A 21,655-nucleotide genomic window follows, 5' to 3' on the forward strand; every position below is an offset into this window, starting at 1 on the left:
GAAAGGAGAATAATCCATTACCCTCAAAAGAGGATAATTGGATTATACGTGATGTATGATAAGGATTCCTATCATTTGCAGAACGTAGAATACATTTATATGACGAAAGCGAACCGCAACCAAATCAAACAGAAATTGATGGAGTATGGGGCAGCGGAGTGCTCTATGTATGCGCCGGAAACATCGAGTGACGAGCAGATGTATGGAAATACTGGGAAAAGCAATTTTACGGCGTATTATTGTGATGATACAAGCAAGACGACCAATCACAGTGTATTGATTGTAGGATGGGATGATAATTATTCGGCAAGTAATTTTAATTCCAAATGTCGTCCTTCTTCAGACGGTGCATGGCTAATTCGCAACAGCTGGGGCGACTGCAACAGTATGGGCGGATATTTCTGGATTTCTTATGAGGATGCTATGCTGCAGGCGGAGAAGAATGAAGAGGCAGAGGTGGCATTCTTTGATGTGGAAAAAGCGGATAATTACGACAATAACTATCAATATGATGGTGGAATTCCATTTGCTTATTCGAGAAGTTTTCTGCGTGGTGCCAATGTATTTGAGGCAAAAGCCGATGAAAAAATGCAGGCAGTTTCTTTCTATACACAGGAAGCAAATGTAAATTATGAAGTATCAATTTATGAGAGTCCGGATTCGGATAATCCGATGTCCGGTAAATTAATGTCTTCATTGTCCGGTACGATTGCAGAGCGCGGATATCATACCATTGATTTTGTAAAAGAAGATAAAGATGAAGTATTTATGACAAAAGGAAAGCGTTATGCAGTTGTTGTAAAATTGGAAGAGAGTGGGGATACTTCTTATCAGACTTATGAATGTACTTATAACAATTCTGCACTTACAGAAGCAGTTAGCGCAAATGAGGGCGAAAGTTATGTTCAGTATTCGGATGGTGAGTGGGAAGATTTTTCCAAACTTGTATGGTCTGGCGGCAGAAAAAACAATGCAAATCTCTGCATTAAGATGTTTTCTGATACTTGGGATTCTACGAAAGCAACACCGACGCCGGTGCCAACGGTAACACCAACGCCGGTGCCAACGGCAACACCAACGCCGGTGCCAACGGCAACACCAACACCGGTGCCAACGGCAACACCAACGCCAGTGCTAACGGCAACACCAACGGCAGCACCTGTGACTACGCCGACGCAAAAGGCACAATCAACACCGGCAGCCAATAATCCGACAACCCCGGTAGTTACGGATAATCCTGTAACACCTGATAATAGCAGTGCCCGGACAGTGGTTGTGAAAAAACTAAAGTTTAAATATTCGTTGAAAAAGGTGAAAGCCGGTAAAAAAGTAAAGTTAAGTAAGTGGCTGAAAGTGACGAAAAAACGCGCAGGGGATGCAAAGATTACCTATAAATTTACAAAGAGTAAATATAAAAAATATGCTACCCTGTCAAAAAAAGGTGTCTTTAAGGCAAAGAAGGCCGGAAAGAAAAAGACGGTTTATGTAAAGGCAGCAGCGGGTGACGGCAGTAAAAAGACAGCGAATATAAAAATAAAAATTAAATGATAATAGGGGTTGACTTTTTATGTTATCCTGCATATAATGAACATATGAATAATTGTTCATATGTAAATTTACAGAAACGGAGAGTGATAAAATGCCAAGTGAAGATGAATTGTATGACTTGGCGGAATTGTTTAAGGTGTTTGGCGATTCGACCAGAATCCGGATTTTGTTTGTTTTATTTGAGAAGGATGTCTGTGTTTGTGATTTAGCGGAAACCTTGAATATGACGCAGTCAGCAATTTCGCATCAGCTAAAGATTCTAAAACAGAATAAGTTAGTAAAAGGCCGCCGCGAGGGGAAATCGGTGTTTTATTCACTGGCCGATGACCATGTGCGAACGATTATCGAGCAGGGAATCGACCATATTGCGGAATAACATAATTGAATTGGAGGAAATGAATCATGAAAAAGAAATTTAAATTACAGGACTTGGATTGTGCAAACTGCGCAGCAAAAATGGAAGAATCAATTAAAAAAATTGATGGTGTAAACGATGCGGTAGTCAGCTTTATGACACAGAAGATGACAGTAGATGCCGATGATGCACGTTTTGATGAAATTATGGATGAGGTTGTCCGTGTTTGTGCAAAAGTTGAGCCGGATTGCCAGATTCTTTTGTAGGAGATGATTGTATGACAAAAAAACAGAAAAAAATGAGACTTCGGATTATCATTTCCCTTGTCCTGTTTGTTATCCTGTTTGTTTGTGAGCATATGGGAGTATTAGAGCCACTGCCATGGTGGGCACAGCTTTTGATATTTGCCGTTCCGTACCTGATTGTCGGATATGACATTATTTTTAAGGCTGTGAGAAATATTTCCCATGGACAGATTTTTGATGAAAACTTTCTGATGATGATTGCCACCTTTGGTGCATTTGGCGTTGGTGAGTATTTAGAGGCTGTTGCTGTAATGCTGTTTTACCAGGTCGGTGAATTGTTCCAGGGTTATGCGGTTGGGAAATCCAGACAATCCATTACGGAAATGATGGATATCTGTCCGGAATATGCGAATGTAGAGGAAGATGGGAAATTAGTGACCGTAGACCCGGATGATGTAGAAGTCGGTACGATTATTGTTGTAAAGCCGGGAGAGAGAATTCCTCTCGATGGTGTTGTTATAGAGGGCGAATCGTTAATTGATACGGCGGCACTTACGGGTGAGTCAGTACCGAGAAGAGCGTCAGAGGGCGACGAGATTATCAGTGGCTGCGTCAATGGCAGCGGAACGCTGAAAATCCGTACCACAAAGGAATTTGATGATTCGACGGTTGCTAAAATTTTGGAACTGGTTGAGAATGCAAGCAGTAAAAAGGCAAAGGTGGAGAATTTCATCACCCGATTTGCCAAATACTATACACCGGTCGTTACGATTGGAGCAGTTTTGCTTGCTGTGATTCCGCCGCTTATTTTAGGCGGAGGATTCGCTGAGTGGATTCAGAGAGCGTGCATTTTCCTTGTTATTTCCTGCCCGTGTGCACTGGTGATTTCGGTGCCTCTTGGATTCTTTGGCGGTATCGGTGCTGCATCTAAGATTGGTGTTTTGGTAAAAGGCAGTAACTTCTTAGAGGCGGTTGCAGAGATGACTACCATTGTATTTGATAAGACCGGAACGTTGACAAAAGGCGAATTTAAAGTAACCGAGATGAAACCTGCCGGTGTTTCCGAAGATAAATTATTGGAAGTGGCAGCACTTGGCGAGAGCTATTCAAACCATCCGATTGCCGGTTCGATTATTGAGGCATATGGAAAAGAAATTGAGAGAAGCCGTGTGTCAGATGCGGTTGAAATTGCGGGCCACGGAGTTCAGATTCTCGTAGATGGTGTGATGACTTATGTCGGCAATGAAAAGCTGATGAAAAAACAGTCGATTGCTTATGAGCCGTGTGAAAGCGCCGGAACGGTTGTCTATGTTGGTCAGGAGCAGACCTTTTTAGGGGCACTTGTGATTTCCGACACCGTGAAACAGGGCGCAGCAGAGGCGATTCACAAGATGAAAAATGTTGGCGTGAAGAAATGTGTTATGCTGACCGGTGATAGAGAAAAAACTGCGAAACATGTGGCAGATGAGTTGAAACTGGATGAAGTACATGCTGAACTTCTCCCCGGTGATAAAGTGGATGAGGTGGAAAAACTTCTTTCTGCGCAAAAAGATGGAGAGCGTCTTGCCTTTGTCGGCGACGGTATCAATGATGCACCGGTTTTGACCCGTGCGGATATTGGTATTGCGATGGGAAGTCTTGGTTCCGATGCAGCAATTGAGGCGGCAGACGTTGTTTTGATGGATGATGATATTCGAAAGATTGCGTCAACCGTACTGATTTCCAGAAAAACACTTCGCATTGTAAAGCAGAACATTGTATTTGCCCTTGCCGTAAAAGCAGTTGTACTTTTGCTTGGTGCAATTGGTGTGGCGAATATGTGGGAAGCTGTATTTGCCGATGTCGGTGTATCCGTTTTAGCAATTTTGAACTCAATGCGGGTGATGAAAAATCATTAACATGATTTGCATTTTTGATTAACATGTAGTATAATGTCGTAGTCAAAGAGGATAGGTCCGAAAATGAAGTGTCCTATCCTCTTTTTTCGACTATGACAAGAGTCCAAAAGAAGGAGGATTTGGTTTGGATAATCACTCAATGATGGAACTGGGAGAAAAGTTAAATGGCAAATTTGAAAATCTGGTGAATTACTGTATGGTATCCGGTGCCATTAACCAGGATTTGTATAACGAATATGATGTGAAGAGGGGACTTCGCGATTCGAATGGTAAAGGAGTACTTACCGGATTGACAGAGATTTCAGATGTCTGTGGATACCGCTTGAAAAACGGCAAAAAGATTCCTTGCGACGGAGAACTTTATTATCAGGGATATAATGTAATGGACCTTGTAAAAAGTTTTGAAAACCGCCGATTCGCTTTCGAGGAGACAACCTATTTGCTGATGTTTGGCGAACTGCCGACACATACTCAGTTAAAGGATTTTGAAGAGGTATTAACCAGTCTTCAGGAGCTTTCCGGTCAGTTTGTTCGTGATGTGATTATGAAAGCGCCAAGTGCAAACATTATGAATGCATTGCAGAAAAGTGTGCTGACACTGTATTCGTATGATGAGAATCCGGACGACATTTCCGTGGCAAATGTACTGCGCCAGTCTTTGCAGTTAATCGGCAAAATTCCGTTGATTGCGGTGTATGCGTATTTGTCATACCGTCATTTTGGATTTGATGATAATTTATACATCCGTACACCGGATAAAGATTTGTCAATTGCAGAAAATATTTTGCAGATGGTAAGACAGGACGGTAAATTTACGGAGTTAGAGGCGAAAGTTTTAGATATTGCACTTGTCATTCATGCAGAGCATGGCGGCGGTAATAACTCGACGTTTACCAATCATGTGGTAACGTCTTCCGGCACAGATACATATTCTGCGATTTCAGCATCCATTGCTTCGCTGAAGGGACCGCGTCATGGTGGCGCCAACTTAAAAGTGTTGCAGATGTTTGATGATATTAAAGAACACTGCAAGGACTGGAATAATGAAGAGCAGATTAAAGAATATTTGAATAAAATTCTGAATCGCGAGGCCTTTGATGAATCCGGTCTGATTTATGGAATGGGACATGCGGTTTATACATTGTCTGACCCTCGTGCCGTGATTTTGAAACGCTATGCAAAAAAACTGGCGGAGGCAAAAGGTAAAATGGATGAATTTCATCTGTATGAAACAGTGGAAGAAGTGTCCAAAGATTTGATTATGAAAGCACATTTGCGTTATAAACCGGTTTGTGCAAATGTTGATTTTTACAGTGGTTTTGTATATACTATGCTTGGTATTCCGAGAGAATTATTTACTCCGATTTTTGCGATTGCCCGTATTTCCGGATGGAGTGCACATCGTCTGGAAGAGTTGGTAAACAAGGGTAAAATTATTCGACCGGCGTACAAATACGTAGGAAGTCATGTGGATTTCCGTGAAATAGACGAGAGAGAATAAACGATGGAACAATACATGTTATTTTTCGATATTGATGGAACTTTGTTAGATGAAAAAGAGGGAATCGTGCCGGAGAGTACGGTGCGTGCCCTGCATCAGGCAAAGAAAAACGGACATTTACTGTTTCTTTGTACCGGACGCTGCAAGTCCATCTGGCCAAAGGATATTTTGGAAATTGGTTTTGATGGTGTGGTAGGCGGATGTGGTACGAATATATTTTATCATGGGGAAGAACTGCTTCATGCAACATTACCGAAAGAATTGCAGAGAGAAGTTGCCGATTCTCTGACGCGCTATCATATCGATGGTGTTTTGGAAGGTCAGGAGACGGCATATTTCCGCAGAGATTACTGGATGCCGGTTGTAAAATCCATCTTTGAGGAAAATGGAACATTTTCGGCAAAATGCCAGTTGTTCTGGGAGGATGCCGATTTGAATTTTGATAAGATGGCACTCTGGTTTGATGAGAGCAGTGACATGAAATCATTTAAGGAACAATGGGAAAACACGTTTGATTTTATTTTACGTGACCCGACTTTTTATGAGGTCGTGCCAAAAGGTTATTCAAAGGCGACCGGAATTGATTTTCTTTGTAAGCGTTTAGAAATTGACAGAGCGCATACGGTAGGAATTGGTGATAGTACAAATGATTTGCCGATGCTTGATTTCACCGGCATCAGCATTGCAATGGGAAGTGGCAATCCGGATATTTTTCCGTCGGTCGATTATGTAACGGCGGCTGTGATGGAAGATGGAATTGAGAAGGCATTGAAACATTATCAATTAATCGAGTAAAGGGAGGTCGGCGAAATGAAGTTAAGTAAATTAGTGGAGCACATCGAGTACGAACTGGTACAGGGAAGCCTTGATACGGAAGTGGCAGATATCGCATATGATTCCAGAAAAATCAAAGAGGGAATGTTGTTTGTTGCCATTGCAGGAACGGTTGTCGATGGTCATAAATACATTCCGGATGTTGTGAAAAAAGGCGCATCGGTGCTTGTTGTGGAAAAAGAGATTGAGTCCATAGATGAAAGTATTACAGTGATTCGTGTGGCAAATGGCAGAGCAGCGCTGAGTCTTTTATCCCAGGCGTATTTTGATTATCCGGCATCGAAGATGATTTCGATTGGAATTACAGGAACAAAAGGAAAATCGACAACCACATATATGATTCGTGATATTATTGAAAAATCCGGGAAAACCTGCGGAATTGTTGGTACAATTGGTGTGGCAATTGCCGGCAAGGTGACACCGACGGAGCATACAACGCCGGAATCCTATGATTTGCAGAGATATTTTAAAGATATGGTGGATGCCGGGTGCGAGTATATGGTAATGGAAGTAAGCTCGCAGGGAATCAAGATGGACCGTGTGGCAGGAATGCATTTTAATTATGGTATTTTTACCAATATTACGCCGGACCACATCGGACCAAATGAGCATGCAGATTTTAATGAGTATTTGTACTGCAAGAGCCGTCTGTTTACGATGTGTGACGTCGGAATTGTAAATCGTGATGACCCGCACTGGAAAGAAATGATAAAAGATGCGACATGTGAGGTTAAAACATATGGAACAGAAGATGCGGATATGACGGCAACGGAAATTGAGCATGTGAATAACGAGGGAAATCTGTGTATGAAATTCCATGCGAATGGTCTTTTGAACGGAGATATCATTGTTGGTCTGCCGGGACGTTTTAATATTTACAATGGAATGTGTGCGGCGTGTACCGGTGCTCTGTTGAAAATGCCGGAAGAGGTGATTCTGCACGCGCTTGAGCACGTAAAAGTGCGTGGCCGTGTGGAAAATGTTCCGACCGGCAGAGGATTTTCCGTATTGATTGATTTTGCGCATAATGGTGTGAGTACCGAGAGTGTGCTAAAGACTCTGCGTGGTTACAATCCGCACCGGATTATTGCTATTTTCGGATGTGGCGGCAATCGAAGTAAACTGCGCCGTTACGAGATGGGAGAGGCCGTTGGAAATCTGGCGGAACTTGCAATTGTGACAAGTGATAATCCGAGAACGGAAGACGTAATGGATATTGTAAAAGATATTGAGGTTGGTCTGGCAAAGACAAACGGTGAGTATGTGGTGATTCCGGACCGTCAGGAGGCTGTGAATTATGCAGTTGACCATGCTGAGGATGGCGATATGATTATTCTTCTTGGTAAAGGTCACGAAGAATATCAGGAAATCAATGGTGTGAAATACCATTACAGTGAGAGAGAAGCGGTTATGAATGCGCTGGCGCGTTAATTAAAATTTGAATTGAAAAAGAAACTATCAATTTATGCGAAACGAAAGCATAAACGGATAGTTTCTTTTTTTTTGGGTATAAGTAAAAAGAGAATGATTCAATGGAGGAATAAATAAATGCGTCAGATTTTAGATTTTAATGAGAATTGGTGGTTTATTCATGCGGATGTAGATGTTTCGGAGGCAAGACCGGGAGAGGGAGAACTTGTTTCGCTGCCTCACACATGGAATGCACTGGATGGACAAAAGGGAGATGGAACATATGACAGAGGCAGTTACTGGTATGTAAAAACGTTGGATAAGTGGGAGCCGTCTGCGAAGTATTCTCGTTTATTTTTGGAAATACCGGCGGCGGGGCAGCAGGCAAAAGTGTTTGTAAATGGTGAGTTCGTTGTGAGCCATGAGGGGGGCTATTCAGCATTTCGAGCCGATATTACGGAAAAATGTACGGAAGAATTTAATACGATAGCAATTTGGTGCAGCAATGAAAAATGTGATGCGATTTATCCGCAGTCAGCAGATTTTACTTTTTATGGCGGGCTGTATCGTGGCGCACATCTGATTTGCGTGCCGGAAACACATTTTGAACTGTTACACTACGGAGATTTGGGAATCCATGCTGCCACAGAACCAGCTTCGTGGGACAAAGAGGATTTTATGCTTCACATCCGAACAAAGATTTGCGGGGTGGAAAAAGATAATCAGGTGATTTACCAGATTTTTGATGAAGATGGAAAAGAAGTGGCAAGTGCAGCACGTCCGGCGGACTCACCGGATACTTCTATTCCTCTTTATAAACCGCACCGCTGGGATATTAAAAATAGCTATCAGTATACGCTAAAGGCGCTCATTATGCGTAATAACGAATGTCTGGATGAAGTGGAACTTAAATTTGGTGTAAGGACTTTTTGCTGTGATCCCGGGCGCGGTTTCCTAATAAATGGAAATTGTGTGCCGCTGCGCGGCGTGAGCCGGCATCAGGATAAATTGTATCAGGGAAATGCACTTACAAAAGAGGATCACGTCCGGGATGCTGAGCTGATTGAAGAAATCGGGGCAAATACGGTGCGTCTTGCCCATTACCAGCACGCACAGGAGTTCTATAACGAGTGTGATAAAAGAGGATTTGTTGTTTGGGCGGAAATTCCTTTTATCAGCGTGATGAATGAAGACCCTTTAGCACATGAGAACTGTATAACCCAGTTAAAGGAACTTATTTATCAGAATGACCATCATCCAAGCATTTGTTTCTGGGGCATTTCCAATGAAATTTTGATTGGGGGTATTTCTGAAAAGCTTGTGGAGAATCACAGGGAGTTAAATGCACTTGCTAAAAAGATTGACCCATACCGTCTCACGACGATTGCTCATGTGACGATGACGCCGAAAGACGGTCCGATGCATGAAATTACCGATGTGGAAAGTTATAACCATTATTTTGGCTGGTATGGCGGAAAGACAGAGGACAATGGTCCATGGATGGATGAGTATCATGAAAAATATCCAAACCGCTGCATCGGATTGTCGGAGTATGGCTGTGAGGGAATCATTACCTATCAGGGAGAAAATCCAAAGTGTAAAGATTACAGCGAGGCATATCAGGCAGGATACCACGAATATATGGCACATATGTTAGAGAGACGCCCTTGGATTTTCTGCTCATATGTATGGAATATGTTTGATTTTGGGTGTGCCGCACGTTCAGAAGGCGGTGTGACGGGAAGAAATAACAAAGGCCTTGTAACGATGGACAGAAAAATTAAAAAGGATAGTTTTTACCTATACAAGGCGTACTGGAATCCAGAACCGATGGTTCATATCTGTGATAAGCGGTATTCGCTCCGCTCTGGGGAAAATACCCAAATCCGCGTGTATACAAATCAGGAAAGAGTGACACTTTTTGTGAATGGGGAAGAAATGGCGGTAAATGAGGTAAAACGTCATGTGGCATCTTTCCCGATTTCTCTTAGTGGAGGAAAAAATGCAATTCTTGTAAAGGCAGGAGATGTATGGGATGCTGTGACGATTGATAGGGTGGAAAAAGAGCCGGAAAGCTATGTATTCCCGGAAGCCAGTGAGAGGGAAGAAGGCGTGGCAAACTGGTTTCAGGAGGTTGGTTCGCTAAATCTTTCAGAGGAAATGAAATATCCGGAGGACCGTTATCATATCCGCTGTACGTTAGAGGAAATCAGTGAAAATGATGAGGCGATGGAACTTGTCACGAAAGCGATGAAATTGATTACCGGTATGACACTTGCAAAAGAAGAAGGCATGTGGGATATGATGAAAAAAATGAAGTTGGAAAGTATGAAGGAAATGCTTGGGGCGATGGCACCGGATGGCTTTTTAGAAAGTCTGAATATGAAATTAAACGAAATTAAAAAGGAGAATTTAAATGGATAAACAAGTCAGACTCTTTGGTATGCGGGATAAAATCGGGTATATGTTTGGCGATTTCGGAAATGATTTTACCTTTATTTTATCATCGGCTTTCATGTTGAAATTTTATACAGACGTTATGGGAATTGGTGCCGGTGTGGTGGGAATGTTAATGATGGCTGCTCGTTTTTTAGATGCATTCACGGACATTACAATGGGACAGATTGTGGATCGGAGTAAACCGGGGAAGGACGGAAAATTTCGTCCTTGGATAAGGCGGATGTGTGGTCCGGTTGCGATTTCCAGTTTTTTGATTTACCAGTCAGCATTTGCCGGTATGCCATATTGGTTTAAGGTAGGCTGGATGGTTGTCACGTATATTTTGTGGGGATCGATTTTTTATACCGCGGTTAATATTCCGTATGGTTCGATGGCTTCGGCAATTTCTGCCGAGGCAAAGGACCGGGCGCAGCTATCAACCTGGCGGACGGTCGGAGCAACTCTTGCCGGGCTTGTAATTGGAGCAGGAACACCGATGCTTGCTTATGTTACGGTGGAAGGTCAGACGGTTTTGTCAGGATTTCGTATGACGGTAATTGCCGGTGTTTTTTCTGTGCTATCCTTTTTGTGTTATCTGCTGTGTGTAAGACTTACGGTAGAGCGTGTTGAGGTGCCGGCGAGTGAAGGGAAAATCCAGTTCACAAGCCAGTTAAAAAATCTAATGAAAAACCGGGCATTGCTTGGCATTATTGCGGCGGCGATGTTTTTGCTGCTTGCCTTACTTGGCATGCAGGGAATTTCTGCCTATGTATTTCCGGAAGTGTATAATAGCGCTAAGGCACAGTCAATGTTTTCGCTTCTCACCAGTCTAGCGGTGTTAGGTGTGTGTGCACCGCTTGCTACACGGCTGTCCGTGCGTTATGGAAAACGGGAATTGTCGGCTTTTTCCTGCCTATTTGGAGCAGTGATTTTGTTTTTGTGTATGGTAATATATCCGAAAAATGAATGGGTTTACGTTGGCTTTTTTGTCCTTGCTTATATCGGAATCGGCTTTTTTAACACAGTTATTTGGGCAATGATAACAGATGTGATTGATGATGCCGAGGTGAAAAATAAGGTGCGCGAAGATGGAACGGTGTATTCCTTATATTCGTTTGCAAGAAAGTTAGGTCAGGCTTTGTCGTCGGGCCTTGTGGGGACGATTTTAGCGGCGGTTGGATATCAGGCACAGCTTATGCATAATCCGCAGGGAGCAGAGCAGATAGCAAGGCGTGCAGTGATTCTTGACCGGATTTTTCAGATGTCATGTCTGATACCGGCAATTGGGCTTTTTATTGTGGCGATGATTTTGCTTTTTATCTATCCGCTTTCGAAAAAAAAGGTGACTGAAAATATTGCTGAGCTGGAAAAAAGAAGAAATTCTTGACAAGAAGGATATCCGTTGTATAATAGTTGGTGGTGCCAAATTGGTACTACCAATTTATTATATTACGTTAAGGAAGAGGATTATGAAATATTTAAAGCAGTTTTTACTTATTTTATGTATCACATTTGTTGGCGAACTTGTCAAATATGTTCTGCCACTGCCAATTCCGGCAAGTATTTACGGTATGGTGATTTTATTTGTGGGTTTGATGACGGGACATATTAAACTGTCTTCGGTGAAGGAGGTAGGGAAGTTTTTGATTGAAATTATGCCGGTGATGTTTATTCCGGCGGGCGTTGGTCTGATGGTATCGTGGAATGTGTTAAAACCTCTTTTAATTCCCGTGGGAATTATTACGTTTGTTAGTTTTGTTGCGGTAGCTGTGGCAACGGGAAAAACGGCTCAGTGGATGATTAAGAAAGATGAGGGGAAAGACCATGAATGAATTTTTAGAGAACTCACTTTTTGCAGGAGTTACCATTAGTCTGCTTGCGTATATGGCAGGGGCATTTCTGAAAAAGAAATTTAAAATTGCGCTATTAAATCCACTTTTAATATCCATTATTTTATCAATTGTTATATTAGTGACCGCAGATATTGATTATGATGTGTACAATGCAGGGGCTTCTTATTTGAGCTGGTTTTTGACTCCGGCTACGGTATGTCTTGCGATTCCTTTGTATGAGCAGTGGCAGCTTCTTAAAAAGAATTGGAAAGCAGTTATGTTTGGTATTTTAGCTGGTACACTTACCAGTGGTGTAACAGTTTTTATGTTAGCAAAATTTATGAGTCTGTCGCACACGGAATATGTGACGCTTTTGCCAAAGTCGATTACAACGGCAATTGGCATGGGGCTTTCCGAAGAGTTAGGCGGTTATGTTACCATTACGGTAGCAGTGATTGTTGTTACCGGTGTGGTTGGCAATATGTTTGGTGAGCTTGTCTGCAAGTTGTTTCGTATTACTCATCCGATTGCGAAGGGACTCGCATTTGGATCTTCCTCACATGCGATTGGAACGGCGAAAGCAATGGAACTTGGCGAAATCGAAGGGGCAATGAGCAGTCTTGCGATTGCAGCTACGGGAATTTTGACCGTAGTATTTTCCCCATTATTTATGAAGTTTATTTAAGAAATTTCATTTACATAGGAAAGGAAAAGGTTATGAAACAAACCGGGTGTCAGGAATATCAAAAGGTGCTTTCATATTTTTACGATTTGGTAAAAGATGGTACTTTGACTTGGGGAAGTAAACTGCCGACGGAGAGAAAGATTGCAGAGCAGTTAGGAATTGGAAGAAATTCTGCCAGAGAAGCCATCTGTGTTCTGCATGGCATGGGCGTTGTTGAAAGGAAGCAGGGCTCCGGTAATTATGTTGCGGAGAATATCGGGCAGTCTTTTGGCAGCATGATTCAAATGCTTCTTCTTTTAAATGGGGTAACGAAAAGTGAAATCTGTGAGTTTCGCCGTGCCATGGAGAAAATGGCTGGCAATCTTCTTTTGGAAAATGGTATCGATGAAAAAATCAAACAAAAACTTTCGGATTTATTACATACAATGGCTGAATTAACCGGGGAACCTTTGGCAAAACAGGATAAGGAATTTCATGACACACTTGTTTTTGCTACGAAAAATAATCTGCTGATTACAATTATGCAGGCGGTCAGCATTGTGTATACGGAATGCGTTGAATATGACAGTAGAGATTGTCTGTTAGCGAGTCACACGCGGATTTATGAGGCTCTCATAAAAGAGGATGAAAAGGCTTTTAATGCTGCAATTGATTTTCATTATGATTTGATTGAGAAGCGGATGTAAGGAGAACACAGGATGAGACAGGAACGAGATTTAACGAAGGGAGCAATTGTAAAGAGCCTCTGGATTTTTGCACTTCCTCTCATGCTTGGCAATGTGCTGCAGCAGTTTTATAACCTGGTCGATACATGGGTGGTCGGGCGTTATCTTGGCAAAAGGGCACTGGCGGCAGTTGGCGCATCGTATACGTTGATGACATTTTTGACTTCGGTTGTTATTGGTCTGTGTCTGGGAGCAGGTGCCTTTTTTTCGATGGCATACGGTAGGAGAGAAAAAGAGACTTTCCGAAATGGGATTTTTATGTCCTTTACGGCAATTGGTAGTCTTTCGATCGTTTTGACAATACTGTTGTATGGATTCGTAAGACCACTTACTTATCTTTTGCAGGTTCCGGCAGAAACCGTAGAGGATATGGTAACGTATCTCATATATGTGTTTGCCGGATTCTTTGCTATTTTTTTGTATAACTATTTTGCAAGTGTTCTCAGGAGTATCGGAAATTCGGTGCTGCCACTTGTTTTTCTTGGGATTTCAGTCGCACTTAATATCGGACTTGACCTTTTGTTTGTTGTGACATTCTCATTTGGTATTGCGGGTGCTGCCGTGGCAACCGTTATTTCCCAATATATAGCAGGTATCGGTCTTATGCTTTATTTTCTCTTCCGGTATTCTGATTTGTGCCCTGCGAAAAAAGATTTCACATGGGAAAAAAAGAACTTCCGGCAGATTCTTTCTTTGTCCGGGTTTACGTGTTTGCAGCAGTCCGTTATGAACTTTGGCATCCTGATGATACAGGGATTAGTCAATTCTTTTGGTACAACGATTATGGCAGCGTTTTCCGTGGCGGTCAAAATTGACACGATTGCGTATATGCCTGTGCAGGATTTTGGAAATGCCTTTTCCTTTTTTGTGGCACAGAATTACGGGGCAAAGAAGTATGCCCGCATCCGGAAAGGATTTCTGCTGGCACTCGTCAGCGTATTGATTTTTTGCCTTGTAATCAGTGCAGCTGTCTTTGGATTTGCTGACACGCTGATGGGATTTTTTACAAACGAGGGCAGTGCCATATCAGCTGCCGGCGCCGAATATCTCCGGGTAGAAGGCGCTTTCTATGTTGGAATCGGTATTTTGTTTTTGCTCTATGGATATTACCGCGCGGTGGACAAGCCGGTTGTCTCGGTGGTTCTTACGATAATCTCACTGGGAACGAGAGTGCTTCTTGCCTATGCACTCACCGGACTTTTCCACACCGGCGTGATAGGAATCTGGGCGGCGATACCAATCGGGTGGGGACTCGCTGATTTGGTGGGAATGGTGGGGATTGTTTCAAGTTTTCGAGGGCACTTTTTTCGGTTCCCATAATTTCGTAGAAAAGTTTTGAACCTCGTGGGCGCTCCCACTTGTTGAGTGCGTAGCGGTATGGGCACTGAAACTACCAGTGCCGCATACCGACGTACTCAAAACCCACGAGTCACAAAATTTTTCTACGGAATTATGGGCAGCCAAAGAAACCAATCTCGGAAACTTGAAATAAACAAAACCAGCCAAACTCAGTTCATCTTATGGATGTGTTTCGTTCCTTTTCAGAGTTTCTATAAAGCTTTACTACAGAATTACGGAAAACAAAAAACCACCCAACAACCATTTGACATTTTAAAGCAAGAAACTATAATAGGAAATAGTATGTTATTGGTGCTACCAATTATTTTTAGCCCAGATACAGGAGGTATTTGTGATGAAAGAAATCAGACAACAGTTTTTGACTGGTGAGCGTGCCTTATTTCAAGGTGCGGATTTGAAAATATACGATACGATATTTGACGATGGAGAATCTCCATTGAAAGAAAGTCATAATATTGAATTAAGAAACAGTATGTTTAAGTGGAAATATCCGCTGTGGTATTCGGACTCCATTTCTGTAAAAGACAGCACGTGGTTTGATATGGCGCGTGCCGGTGTGTGGTATACGAACCATATGGTTGTTGAAGATTGTGCAATTGAGGCACCTAAAAATTTCCGCCGATGTGTGGATTTAACACTTTCCCGCGTGTCCATTCCAAATGCAGAGGAAACATTGTGGAACTGTCAGGATGTTGTTTTGAATGATGTGATGGCAAAAGGCGATTATTTTGCCATGAACAGCAAAGATATGAAGATTGACGGTCTGACACTTTATGGAAATTATTCGTTTGATGGCGTAAAAAATGTAGAAATCAAAAATTCCAAATTGTTGTCCAAGGACGCATTTTGGAACAGTGAAAATGTAACCGTTTACGATTCCTTTATTTCGGGTGAATATCTTGGATGGAATGCAAAAAATCTGACACTGATTGGCTGTACGATTGAGAGCCTTCAGGGCATGTGTTACATTGATCATTTGGTGATGAAAGACTGCAAATTAATTAATACGACGCTGGCATTTGAGTATTCGACGGTGGATGCACAGATTACTAACACGATTGATAGTGTATTGAATCCGACAAGTGGAGAAATCCGCGCAAAAAGCATTGGAAAACTCATTTTGGAAAAGGATAAAATAGACCCGTCGAAGACAAAAATTATTTGTGAGGAGACAGTATAAGGAGGAAAATTTTCATGGCAAGCAATTTTGATGAGATGATTGACCGCAGAAACACCGCATCGCTGAAGTGGGATGTGGAGGAAAATGAATTGCCGATGTGGGTGGCGGACATGGATTTTGCGACCGCACCGTGTGTTCTGGAAGCAATGAAAAAACGCTTGAATCATGGGATTTTTGGTTATACCGTGATTCCGGAACAATGGTATGAGGCATATGTTGGCTGGTGGAAAAAAAGACATCATTTTGAAATGGAAAAGGATTGGCTTGTTTTCTGTACAGGTGTGGTGCCTGCCATTTCTTCCATTGTCAGAAAACTGACAACGCCGGCAGAAAAAGTGCTGATTCACACACCGGTGTACAACATCTTTTTCAATTCAATTCTCAACAACGGACGTCAGGTGTTGGAAAGTCCGCTTGTGCTGGAAGATGGAAATTACCGGGTGGATTTTGAAGATTTGGAGCAAAAACTGGCGGATCCTCAGACAACCCTTATGATTCTCTGTAACCCTCATAATCCGGGGGGCAAGATATGGGACCGTGCGACGCTCTCAAGAATCGGCGAGCTGTGTCAAAAATATCATGTGATTGTTGTGTCCGATGAAATTCATTGTGATTTAACGGAGCCCGAGTGTGAATATGTTCCCTTTGCTTCTGTTTCCGAGGCGTGCCGTGACAACAGCGTTACGTGCATTGCGCCGACGAAAGCGTTTAATATTGCCGGTTTGCAGACGGCGGCAGTTTCGGTTCCAAATCCGGTGATTCGTCACAAAGTATGGCGGGGACTGAATACCGATGAGGTGGCGGAGCCAAATGCATTTGCCATTGATGCGGCAGTAGCAGCATTTACAAAAGGAGAAGTGTGGCTTGACGAATTGCGTGCCTATATTTCGGAAAACAAACGTGTCGCTACGTCATATATTCAGGAGAAAATTCCGGAATTGACGGTGATTTTGTCCGATGCAACCTATCTTTTATGGGTTAATTGTGAGGAGGTTTCACAGAATGCGAAAGAGCTGGTACAAAAGATTCGCGAGAAAACCGGATTATATTTATCCGATGGCAATGTCTTTGGCGGGGATGGAAAACACTTTTTCCGAATGAACTTAGCGTGCCCAAGAGAGCGGATGATGGATGGATTAAAACGGCTGTCTCAGGCAATCACACAGATAAAATGATAAAATGTCGCAATAAGCGGTAAGGCATTGACAAAAGAAAGACGCAAGATTATACTCATAACAGTGTTATATAACGGTGTTATGGATTGGAGGTACAGGTGTCAAAACCATTGGAAGGTGTTTCTGAGAAAATAGAAACATGTGCAAAGAAGGAATTTCTTGAAAAAGGGTATGTGGATGCATCCCTTCGGAATATTGCTGCAAAAGCCGGAACTACGACGGGTTCAATTTATTCCCGGTATGGTGGAAAAGAAGGACTTTTTAGTGCAATTGTTGAGACGGCAGCAGAAGAATTTGTCCGGATGTTCCGTGGCATACAGGAAAAGTTTCATCAGACGGACCCGGAGAAGCAGCCGGAAATTATGGATGATTTAACGAGAGATGGTATGCGCCAGATGGTTTTATTCATGTATGAGCATTTACAGGAGTTTCAACTTTTGGTGGATGGTTCTTATGGAACAAAATTTCAAAATTTTGTGGAACATTTAGTGGAGATTGAGACAGAGTATACGGTCAAATACATGGAGACAGCGGGGATTGACCCCCAAAAGGAAAGTCCTATTACCGGTGAATTTTCACATATTATGAATAAGGCCCTTTTTGAAAGTTTTTTTGAAGTGGTTAGGCACAACATGCCAAAGGATGAGGCACTCCGATATATTGATATGCTTGCAAAATATCACTGTGCCGGATGGCGTGTTATTTATGAAAAAGATTGAATATAAAAAGGAAGGCTGCATGGAGTGAAAGCAGCCCCTCTTTTAAATCTTTGGTTAGTTATAACTTACACTAGTTATGTGACACGAATAGTATTTGAAGGAGGCTTTCTTAGATGGCAAAGAAGAAAGAAACAAAGCAAAGTTCGATGCAGCGGTTATTTGTTTATGCCGGAAAGTATAAATATCTTACCATTGCATCCTGGATTCTTGCTGCGATAAGTGCGTTTGTTGCACTTGTTCCATTCTATTTTATCTGGCGCATAATCAAAGGGGTGCTCTACGTGGCACCAAATTATGCAGATGCAGAAAATCTGTCGGCTTATGGATGGAGTGCGGTTGGATTTGCGATATTGTCCATGCTTATCTATATCGGAGCTTTGATTTGTTCGCATTTGTCCGCATTTCGCGTACAGGCAAATATAAGAGTTGGGCTGATGAAACATATTTTAACGCTGCCACTTGGTTTTATGGATGAAGAGGGAAGTGGAAAAGTAAGAAAAGTTGTGAATGAATCCAGTGCAGCAACCGAGACCTATTTAGCTCACCAGCTGCCGGATAAATGCGTGGCAGCTGCTACGCCGATTGGTCTTGCGATTCTTCTTTTCGTATTTGACTGGCGGCTTGGACTTTTGTGTCTGATTCCGGTTGGGGTAGCTTTTCTTGTGATGGGAAGCATGATGGGCGAAAATATGAAAAAGAAAATGGCAGAATACCAGAATGCACTCGAAGAAATGTCAAGTGAAGCTGTAGAATACGTTCGTGGTATCCCCGTCGTAAAGACATTTGGTCAGTCTGTCTTTTCGTTCAAGAGATTTCGTGAGGCAATTAAAAATTACGAAAAATGGACGATTTCTTACACAAAAGATATGCGCATTCCGATGACGGTATACACGGTATCAATTAATGCAGTATTTGCTATTTTGATTGCAGCAGCATTTTTCTTTGGCGGGGTAAATAGTGGAGCAGTGGACAACACATTTCTTTTAAATTTACTGTTTTATATAATTATCACACCAATTATCACGGTTACCTTAACAAAGATGATGTACGCCGGTGAAAATACGATGATTGTTGAAGATGCACTTACGAGAATTGATGGAATTCTCAATAAAAAACCACTTACACAGAGCACGGCTAAAAAGACGTCAAACGACACTTCCATTTGCTTTGATGGCGTTTCGTTCCGATATGAAGGTGCTTCAAAGGATGCACTGAAAAATATCAATCTTGAAATTCATGCCGGTGAGCAGGTTGCGTTTGTCGGACCATCCGGTGGTGGAAAGACAACGATTGCGCGTCTGATTGCGCGGTTTTCTGATGTGACAAAGGGCAGCATAAAAATCGGCGGCGTGGATGTAAAGGATATTGAGCAGAAAAAGCTGATGGATACCGTATCGTTTGTGTTCCAGGACAGCAAACTTTTGAAAATGTCCATCTATGACAACGTGCGCATGGGTAAAAAAGATGCGACCCGTGAGGAAGTCATGGAGGCATTAAAAAATGCACAGTGTGAAGATATTATCGAAAAACTGCCAAATGGTATTGATACCGTAATCGGTTCCAAAGGAACTTATTTATCCGGTGGAGAGGCACAGCGTATTTCCATCGCAAGAGCAATGCTGAAAAATGCACCGATTCTGATTTTGGATGAGGCGACAGCGTTTGCTGACCCGGATAATGAGGTGAAAGTTCAGGCAGCATTTGCAAAACTCTCAAAAGGAAAAACCGTGATTATGATTGCACACAGACTTTCTTCTGTTACCGGTGTTGACCGTATCTTTGTTTTGCAGGATGGCGAAATCAGACAGGCAGGAAAACATGAAGAATTAAAAGATGCAGAAGGGCTGTATGCACACATGTGGAAAGCATACAATCAATCTGTAAGCTGGAAGGTAGGTGTGTAATATGATAGAAAAATTGATGCATAAATATGCTCTTTCCAAACAGGGAGCATCGGATATGATAAAAGCAATTATTTCCGCTACCATTTCGAATATTATACTTATGGTGCCGGTTGCCCTTTTGTATTATTTAGTAAGAGACTATATGGCAGGAAATTTAGGGGATAAAGTTCTCTTTTATGTGGCAGGGTGTTTGATTACATTTGTATTGATTGGTATTTCAACATACATTCAGTACAATGCCACGTTTTTATCGACCTACGTTGAAAGTGGTGTCCGAAGAGTAACATTAGCTGAGAAATTAAGAAAAATTCCGCTTTCTTTCTTCGGGAAAAAAGACTTGTCAGACTTAACAAGCACAATTATGAATGACTGCGCACAGATGGAGACAGCATCTTCTCATTTCATTCCGGAACTTTTTGGTGCGTGCATTTCGACAGCTTTGATTGCGGTTGGTTTATTTTTCTTTGACTGGCGTATGGCGATTGCAGCACTCTGGGTACTTCCGGTTTCATTTCTCATTGTCGGATGTTCGGGAAAAGTACAGAAGAGTTTGAATAGAAAACAGATGGTATTGAAAATGGCATGTGCAGACGGTATTCAGGAGTGCCTGGAAAATGTAAGAGATTTGCAGGCTTATAATACGCAGGAAGATTACATGAAAGGACTGACTGCAAAAATTAAGGCGGTTGAAAAGCATGCGATTGTAACAGAGCTTGGAACAGCTGTATTTGTCGGAAGTTCACAGATGATTTTGAAACTTGGAATTGCTACCGTTGCACTTGTTGGTGGTGTATTGTTAGCAAAAGGGGAATTAGATATTCTTACCTTTTTCATGTTCTTGATGGTAGTATCAAGAATTTATGACCCAATGCAGGTTTCTCTGCAAAATCTGGCAGCAGTTATTGCTTCCGGTGTTCAGAGTGACCGGTTAGATGAAATCTTGTCACATGAAGTACAGGACGGTACAAACACAATGAAGAATGACGGTTATAACATTGAATTTTCCAATGTGGGATTTTCTTACGAGACCGGTGATGTGGTGTTGAAAGATGTTTCCTTTGTGGCAAAGCAGGGAGAGGTTACAGCATTGATTGGACCATCCGGTGGCGGTAAAACGACAGTTTCCCGTCTTGCCTCCCGTTTCTGGGATGCAAACCGCGGCAGCATAACAGTCGGCGGCATGGATATTTCCAAAGTAGACCCGGAGACTTTGATGTCACTGTATTCAATTGTATTTCAGGATGTTACGTTGTTTAATAATACAATTCTTGAAAATATACGAATCGGTAAAATGGATGCAACGGATGAAGAAGTGCTTGCGGCGGCAAAACTTGCTCACTGCGATGAGTTCGCAGAAAAACTTTCCGACGGCTGGAATACGGTAATCGGAGAAAACGGATCGGAACTTTCCGGTGGAGAAAGACAGAGAATTTCGATTGCCAGAGCCTTTTTAAAGGATGCACCGATTATTCTTTTAGATGAGGCGACGGCTTCGTTGGATGTAGACAATGAGACGATGATTCAGGAATCTTTGTCTCGTTTAATTAAAGACAAGACGGTCATGATTATTGCTCACCGTATGAGAACGGTTGCAAATGCGGATAAAATAGTAGTATTAAAAGACGGTGTGGTAGCAGAGAGTGGAACGCCATCTGAGCTGGATGCGAAAGACGGTATTTATGCCAATATGGTGAAGACGCAGAACCTTGCTGCGGACTGGGCACTGTAGAGGCAGAATACGAAAAAACTGCATAGAATAGAAATGTATGAACTGGCACAGCATTTCCTATCGTATCGGAAAAACTTTTGTGGATATGGAGTTGAAGATGAGGACGAAGGCTGTCCG

Annotated in this window: 17 protein-coding genes and 1 pseudogene; all 18 read left to right on the plus strand. The window is 42.3% G+C overall.

Annotated features, from left to right (window positions below):
* Positions 1-1,548, plus strand: a 1,548-nt coding sequence (locus tag DW019_RS07315; RefSeq protein ID WP_243024121.1) for a lectin like domain-containing protein, incomplete at its 5' end; no start/stop codon positions are given.
* An 88-nt stretch (positions 1,549-1,636) separates the two neighbouring features.
* Positions 1,637-1,924, plus strand: a pseudogene (locus DW019_RS07320) (metalloregulator ArsR/SmtB family transcription factor); the annotation flags it as partial.
* A gap of 26 nt (positions 1,925-1,950) precedes the next feature.
* A complete protein-coding gene (locus tag DW019_RS07325; protein WP_022377652.1) occupies positions 1,951-2,169 on the plus strand; it encodes a cation transporter in 219 nt (72 codons plus the stop codon).
* Positions 2,170-2,180: 11 nt separating this feature from the next.
* Positions 2,181-4,046 carry a heavy metal translocating P-type ATPase gene (locus DW019_RS07330; protein WP_118442966.1) on the plus strand — a complete coding sequence of 622 codons (1,866 nt, stop codon included), beginning with the start codon at positions 2,181-2,183 and terminating at the stop codon, positions 4,044-4,046.
* A gap of 139 nt (positions 4,047-4,185) precedes the next feature.
* Positions 4,186-5,547, plus strand: a complete 1,362-nt coding sequence (locus tag DW019_RS07335) for a citrate/2-methylcitrate synthase (protein WP_118442967.1) — start codon at positions 4,186-4,188, stop codon at positions 5,545-5,547.
* A 3-nt stretch (positions 5,548-5,550) separates the two neighbouring features.
* Positions 5,551-6,342: a Cof-type HAD-IIB family hydrolase gene (locus tag DW019_RS07340; protein WP_117478283.1), complete on the plus strand. Its 792-nt coding sequence runs from the start codon at positions 5,551-5,553 to the stop codon at positions 6,340-6,342.
* Positions 6,343-6,357: 15 nt separating this feature from the next.
* Positions 6,358-7,812, plus strand: coding sequence for a UDP-N-acetylmuramoyl-L-alanyl-D-glutamate--2,6-diaminopimelate ligase (locus DW019_RS07345; protein WP_117478284.1), 1,455 nt, complete (start codon positions 6,358-6,360; stop codon positions 7,810-7,812).
* A gap of 117 nt (positions 7,813-7,929) precedes the next feature.
* Entirely contained in the window at positions 7,930-10,215 is a 2,286-nt protein-coding gene (locus tag DW019_RS07350; RefSeq protein WP_118442968.1) for a glycoside hydrolase family 2 TIM barrel-domain containing protein, read from the plus strand.
* Entirely contained in the window at positions 10,208-11,617 is a 1,410-nt protein-coding gene (locus tag DW019_RS07355; RefSeq protein ID WP_118442969.1) for a glycoside-pentoside-hexuronide (GPH):cation symporter, read from the plus strand. Before DW019_RS07350 ends, DW019_RS07355 begins: the two co-directional genes overlap by 8 nt.
* Positions 11,618-11,699: 82 nt before the next feature.
* The gene (locus DW019_RS07360) at positions 11,700-12,062 is read left to right on the plus strand and encodes a CidA/LrgA family protein (protein ID WP_022376476.1); all 363 of its coding nucleotides are present in this window, start codon (positions 11,700-11,702) and stop codon (positions 12,060-12,062) included.
* Positions 12,055-12,747, plus strand: a complete 693-nt coding sequence (locus tag DW019_RS07365) for an LrgB family protein (protein ID WP_118442970.1) — start codon at positions 12,055-12,057, stop codon at positions 12,745-12,747. Before DW019_RS07360 ends, DW019_RS07365 begins: the two co-directional genes overlap by 8 nt.
* A 32-nt stretch (positions 12,748-12,779) precedes the next feature.
* Entirely contained in the window at positions 12,780-13,433 is a 654-nt protein-coding gene (locus DW019_RS07370) for a GntR family transcriptional regulator (RefSeq protein ID WP_118442971.1), read from the plus strand.
* Between the two features lie 12 nt (positions 13,434-13,445).
* On the plus strand, positions 13,446-14,792 hold the full coding sequence (locus DW019_RS07375) for an MATE family efflux transporter (RefSeq protein ID WP_118442972.1): 1,347 nt from the start codon (positions 13,446-13,448) through the stop codon (positions 14,790-14,792).
* Positions 14,793-15,165: 373 nt separating this feature from the next.
* Complete coding sequence (locus DW019_RS07385; protein ID WP_117478290.1) at positions 15,166-16,011, plus strand: DUF3737 family protein; 846 nt, start codon at positions 15,166-15,168, stop codon at positions 16,009-16,011.
* A gap of 14 nt (positions 16,012-16,025) precedes the next feature.
* The gene (locus tag DW019_RS07390) at positions 16,026-17,186 is read left to right on the plus strand and encodes a MalY/PatB family protein (RefSeq protein WP_117478291.1); all 1,161 of its coding nucleotides are present in this window, start codon (positions 16,026-16,028) and stop codon (positions 17,184-17,186) included.
* 98 nt (positions 17,187-17,284) lie between these two features.
* Positions 17,285-17,905, plus strand: coding sequence for a TetR/AcrR family transcriptional regulator (locus tag DW019_RS07395; RefSeq protein WP_117478292.1), 621 nt, complete (start codon positions 17,285-17,287; stop codon positions 17,903-17,905).
* A 113-nt stretch (positions 17,906-18,018) separates the two neighbouring features.
* Entirely contained in the window at positions 18,019-19,809 is a 1,791-nt protein-coding gene (locus DW019_RS07400) for an ABC transporter ATP-binding protein (RefSeq protein ID WP_118442973.1), read from the plus strand.
* A 1-nt stretch (position 19,810) separates the two neighbouring features.
* A complete protein-coding gene (locus DW019_RS07405; protein WP_118442974.1) occupies positions 19,811-21,538 on the plus strand; it encodes an ABC transporter ATP-binding protein in 1,728 nt (575 codons plus the stop codon).
* Positions 21,539-21,655 lie beyond the last annotated feature (117 nt).

The organism is Clostridium sp. AF37-5 (assembly GCF_003477605.1).
In the GTDB taxonomy this organism is placed as follows: Bacteria; Bacillota; Clostridia; order Lachnospirales; family Lachnospiraceae; genus Eubacterium_F.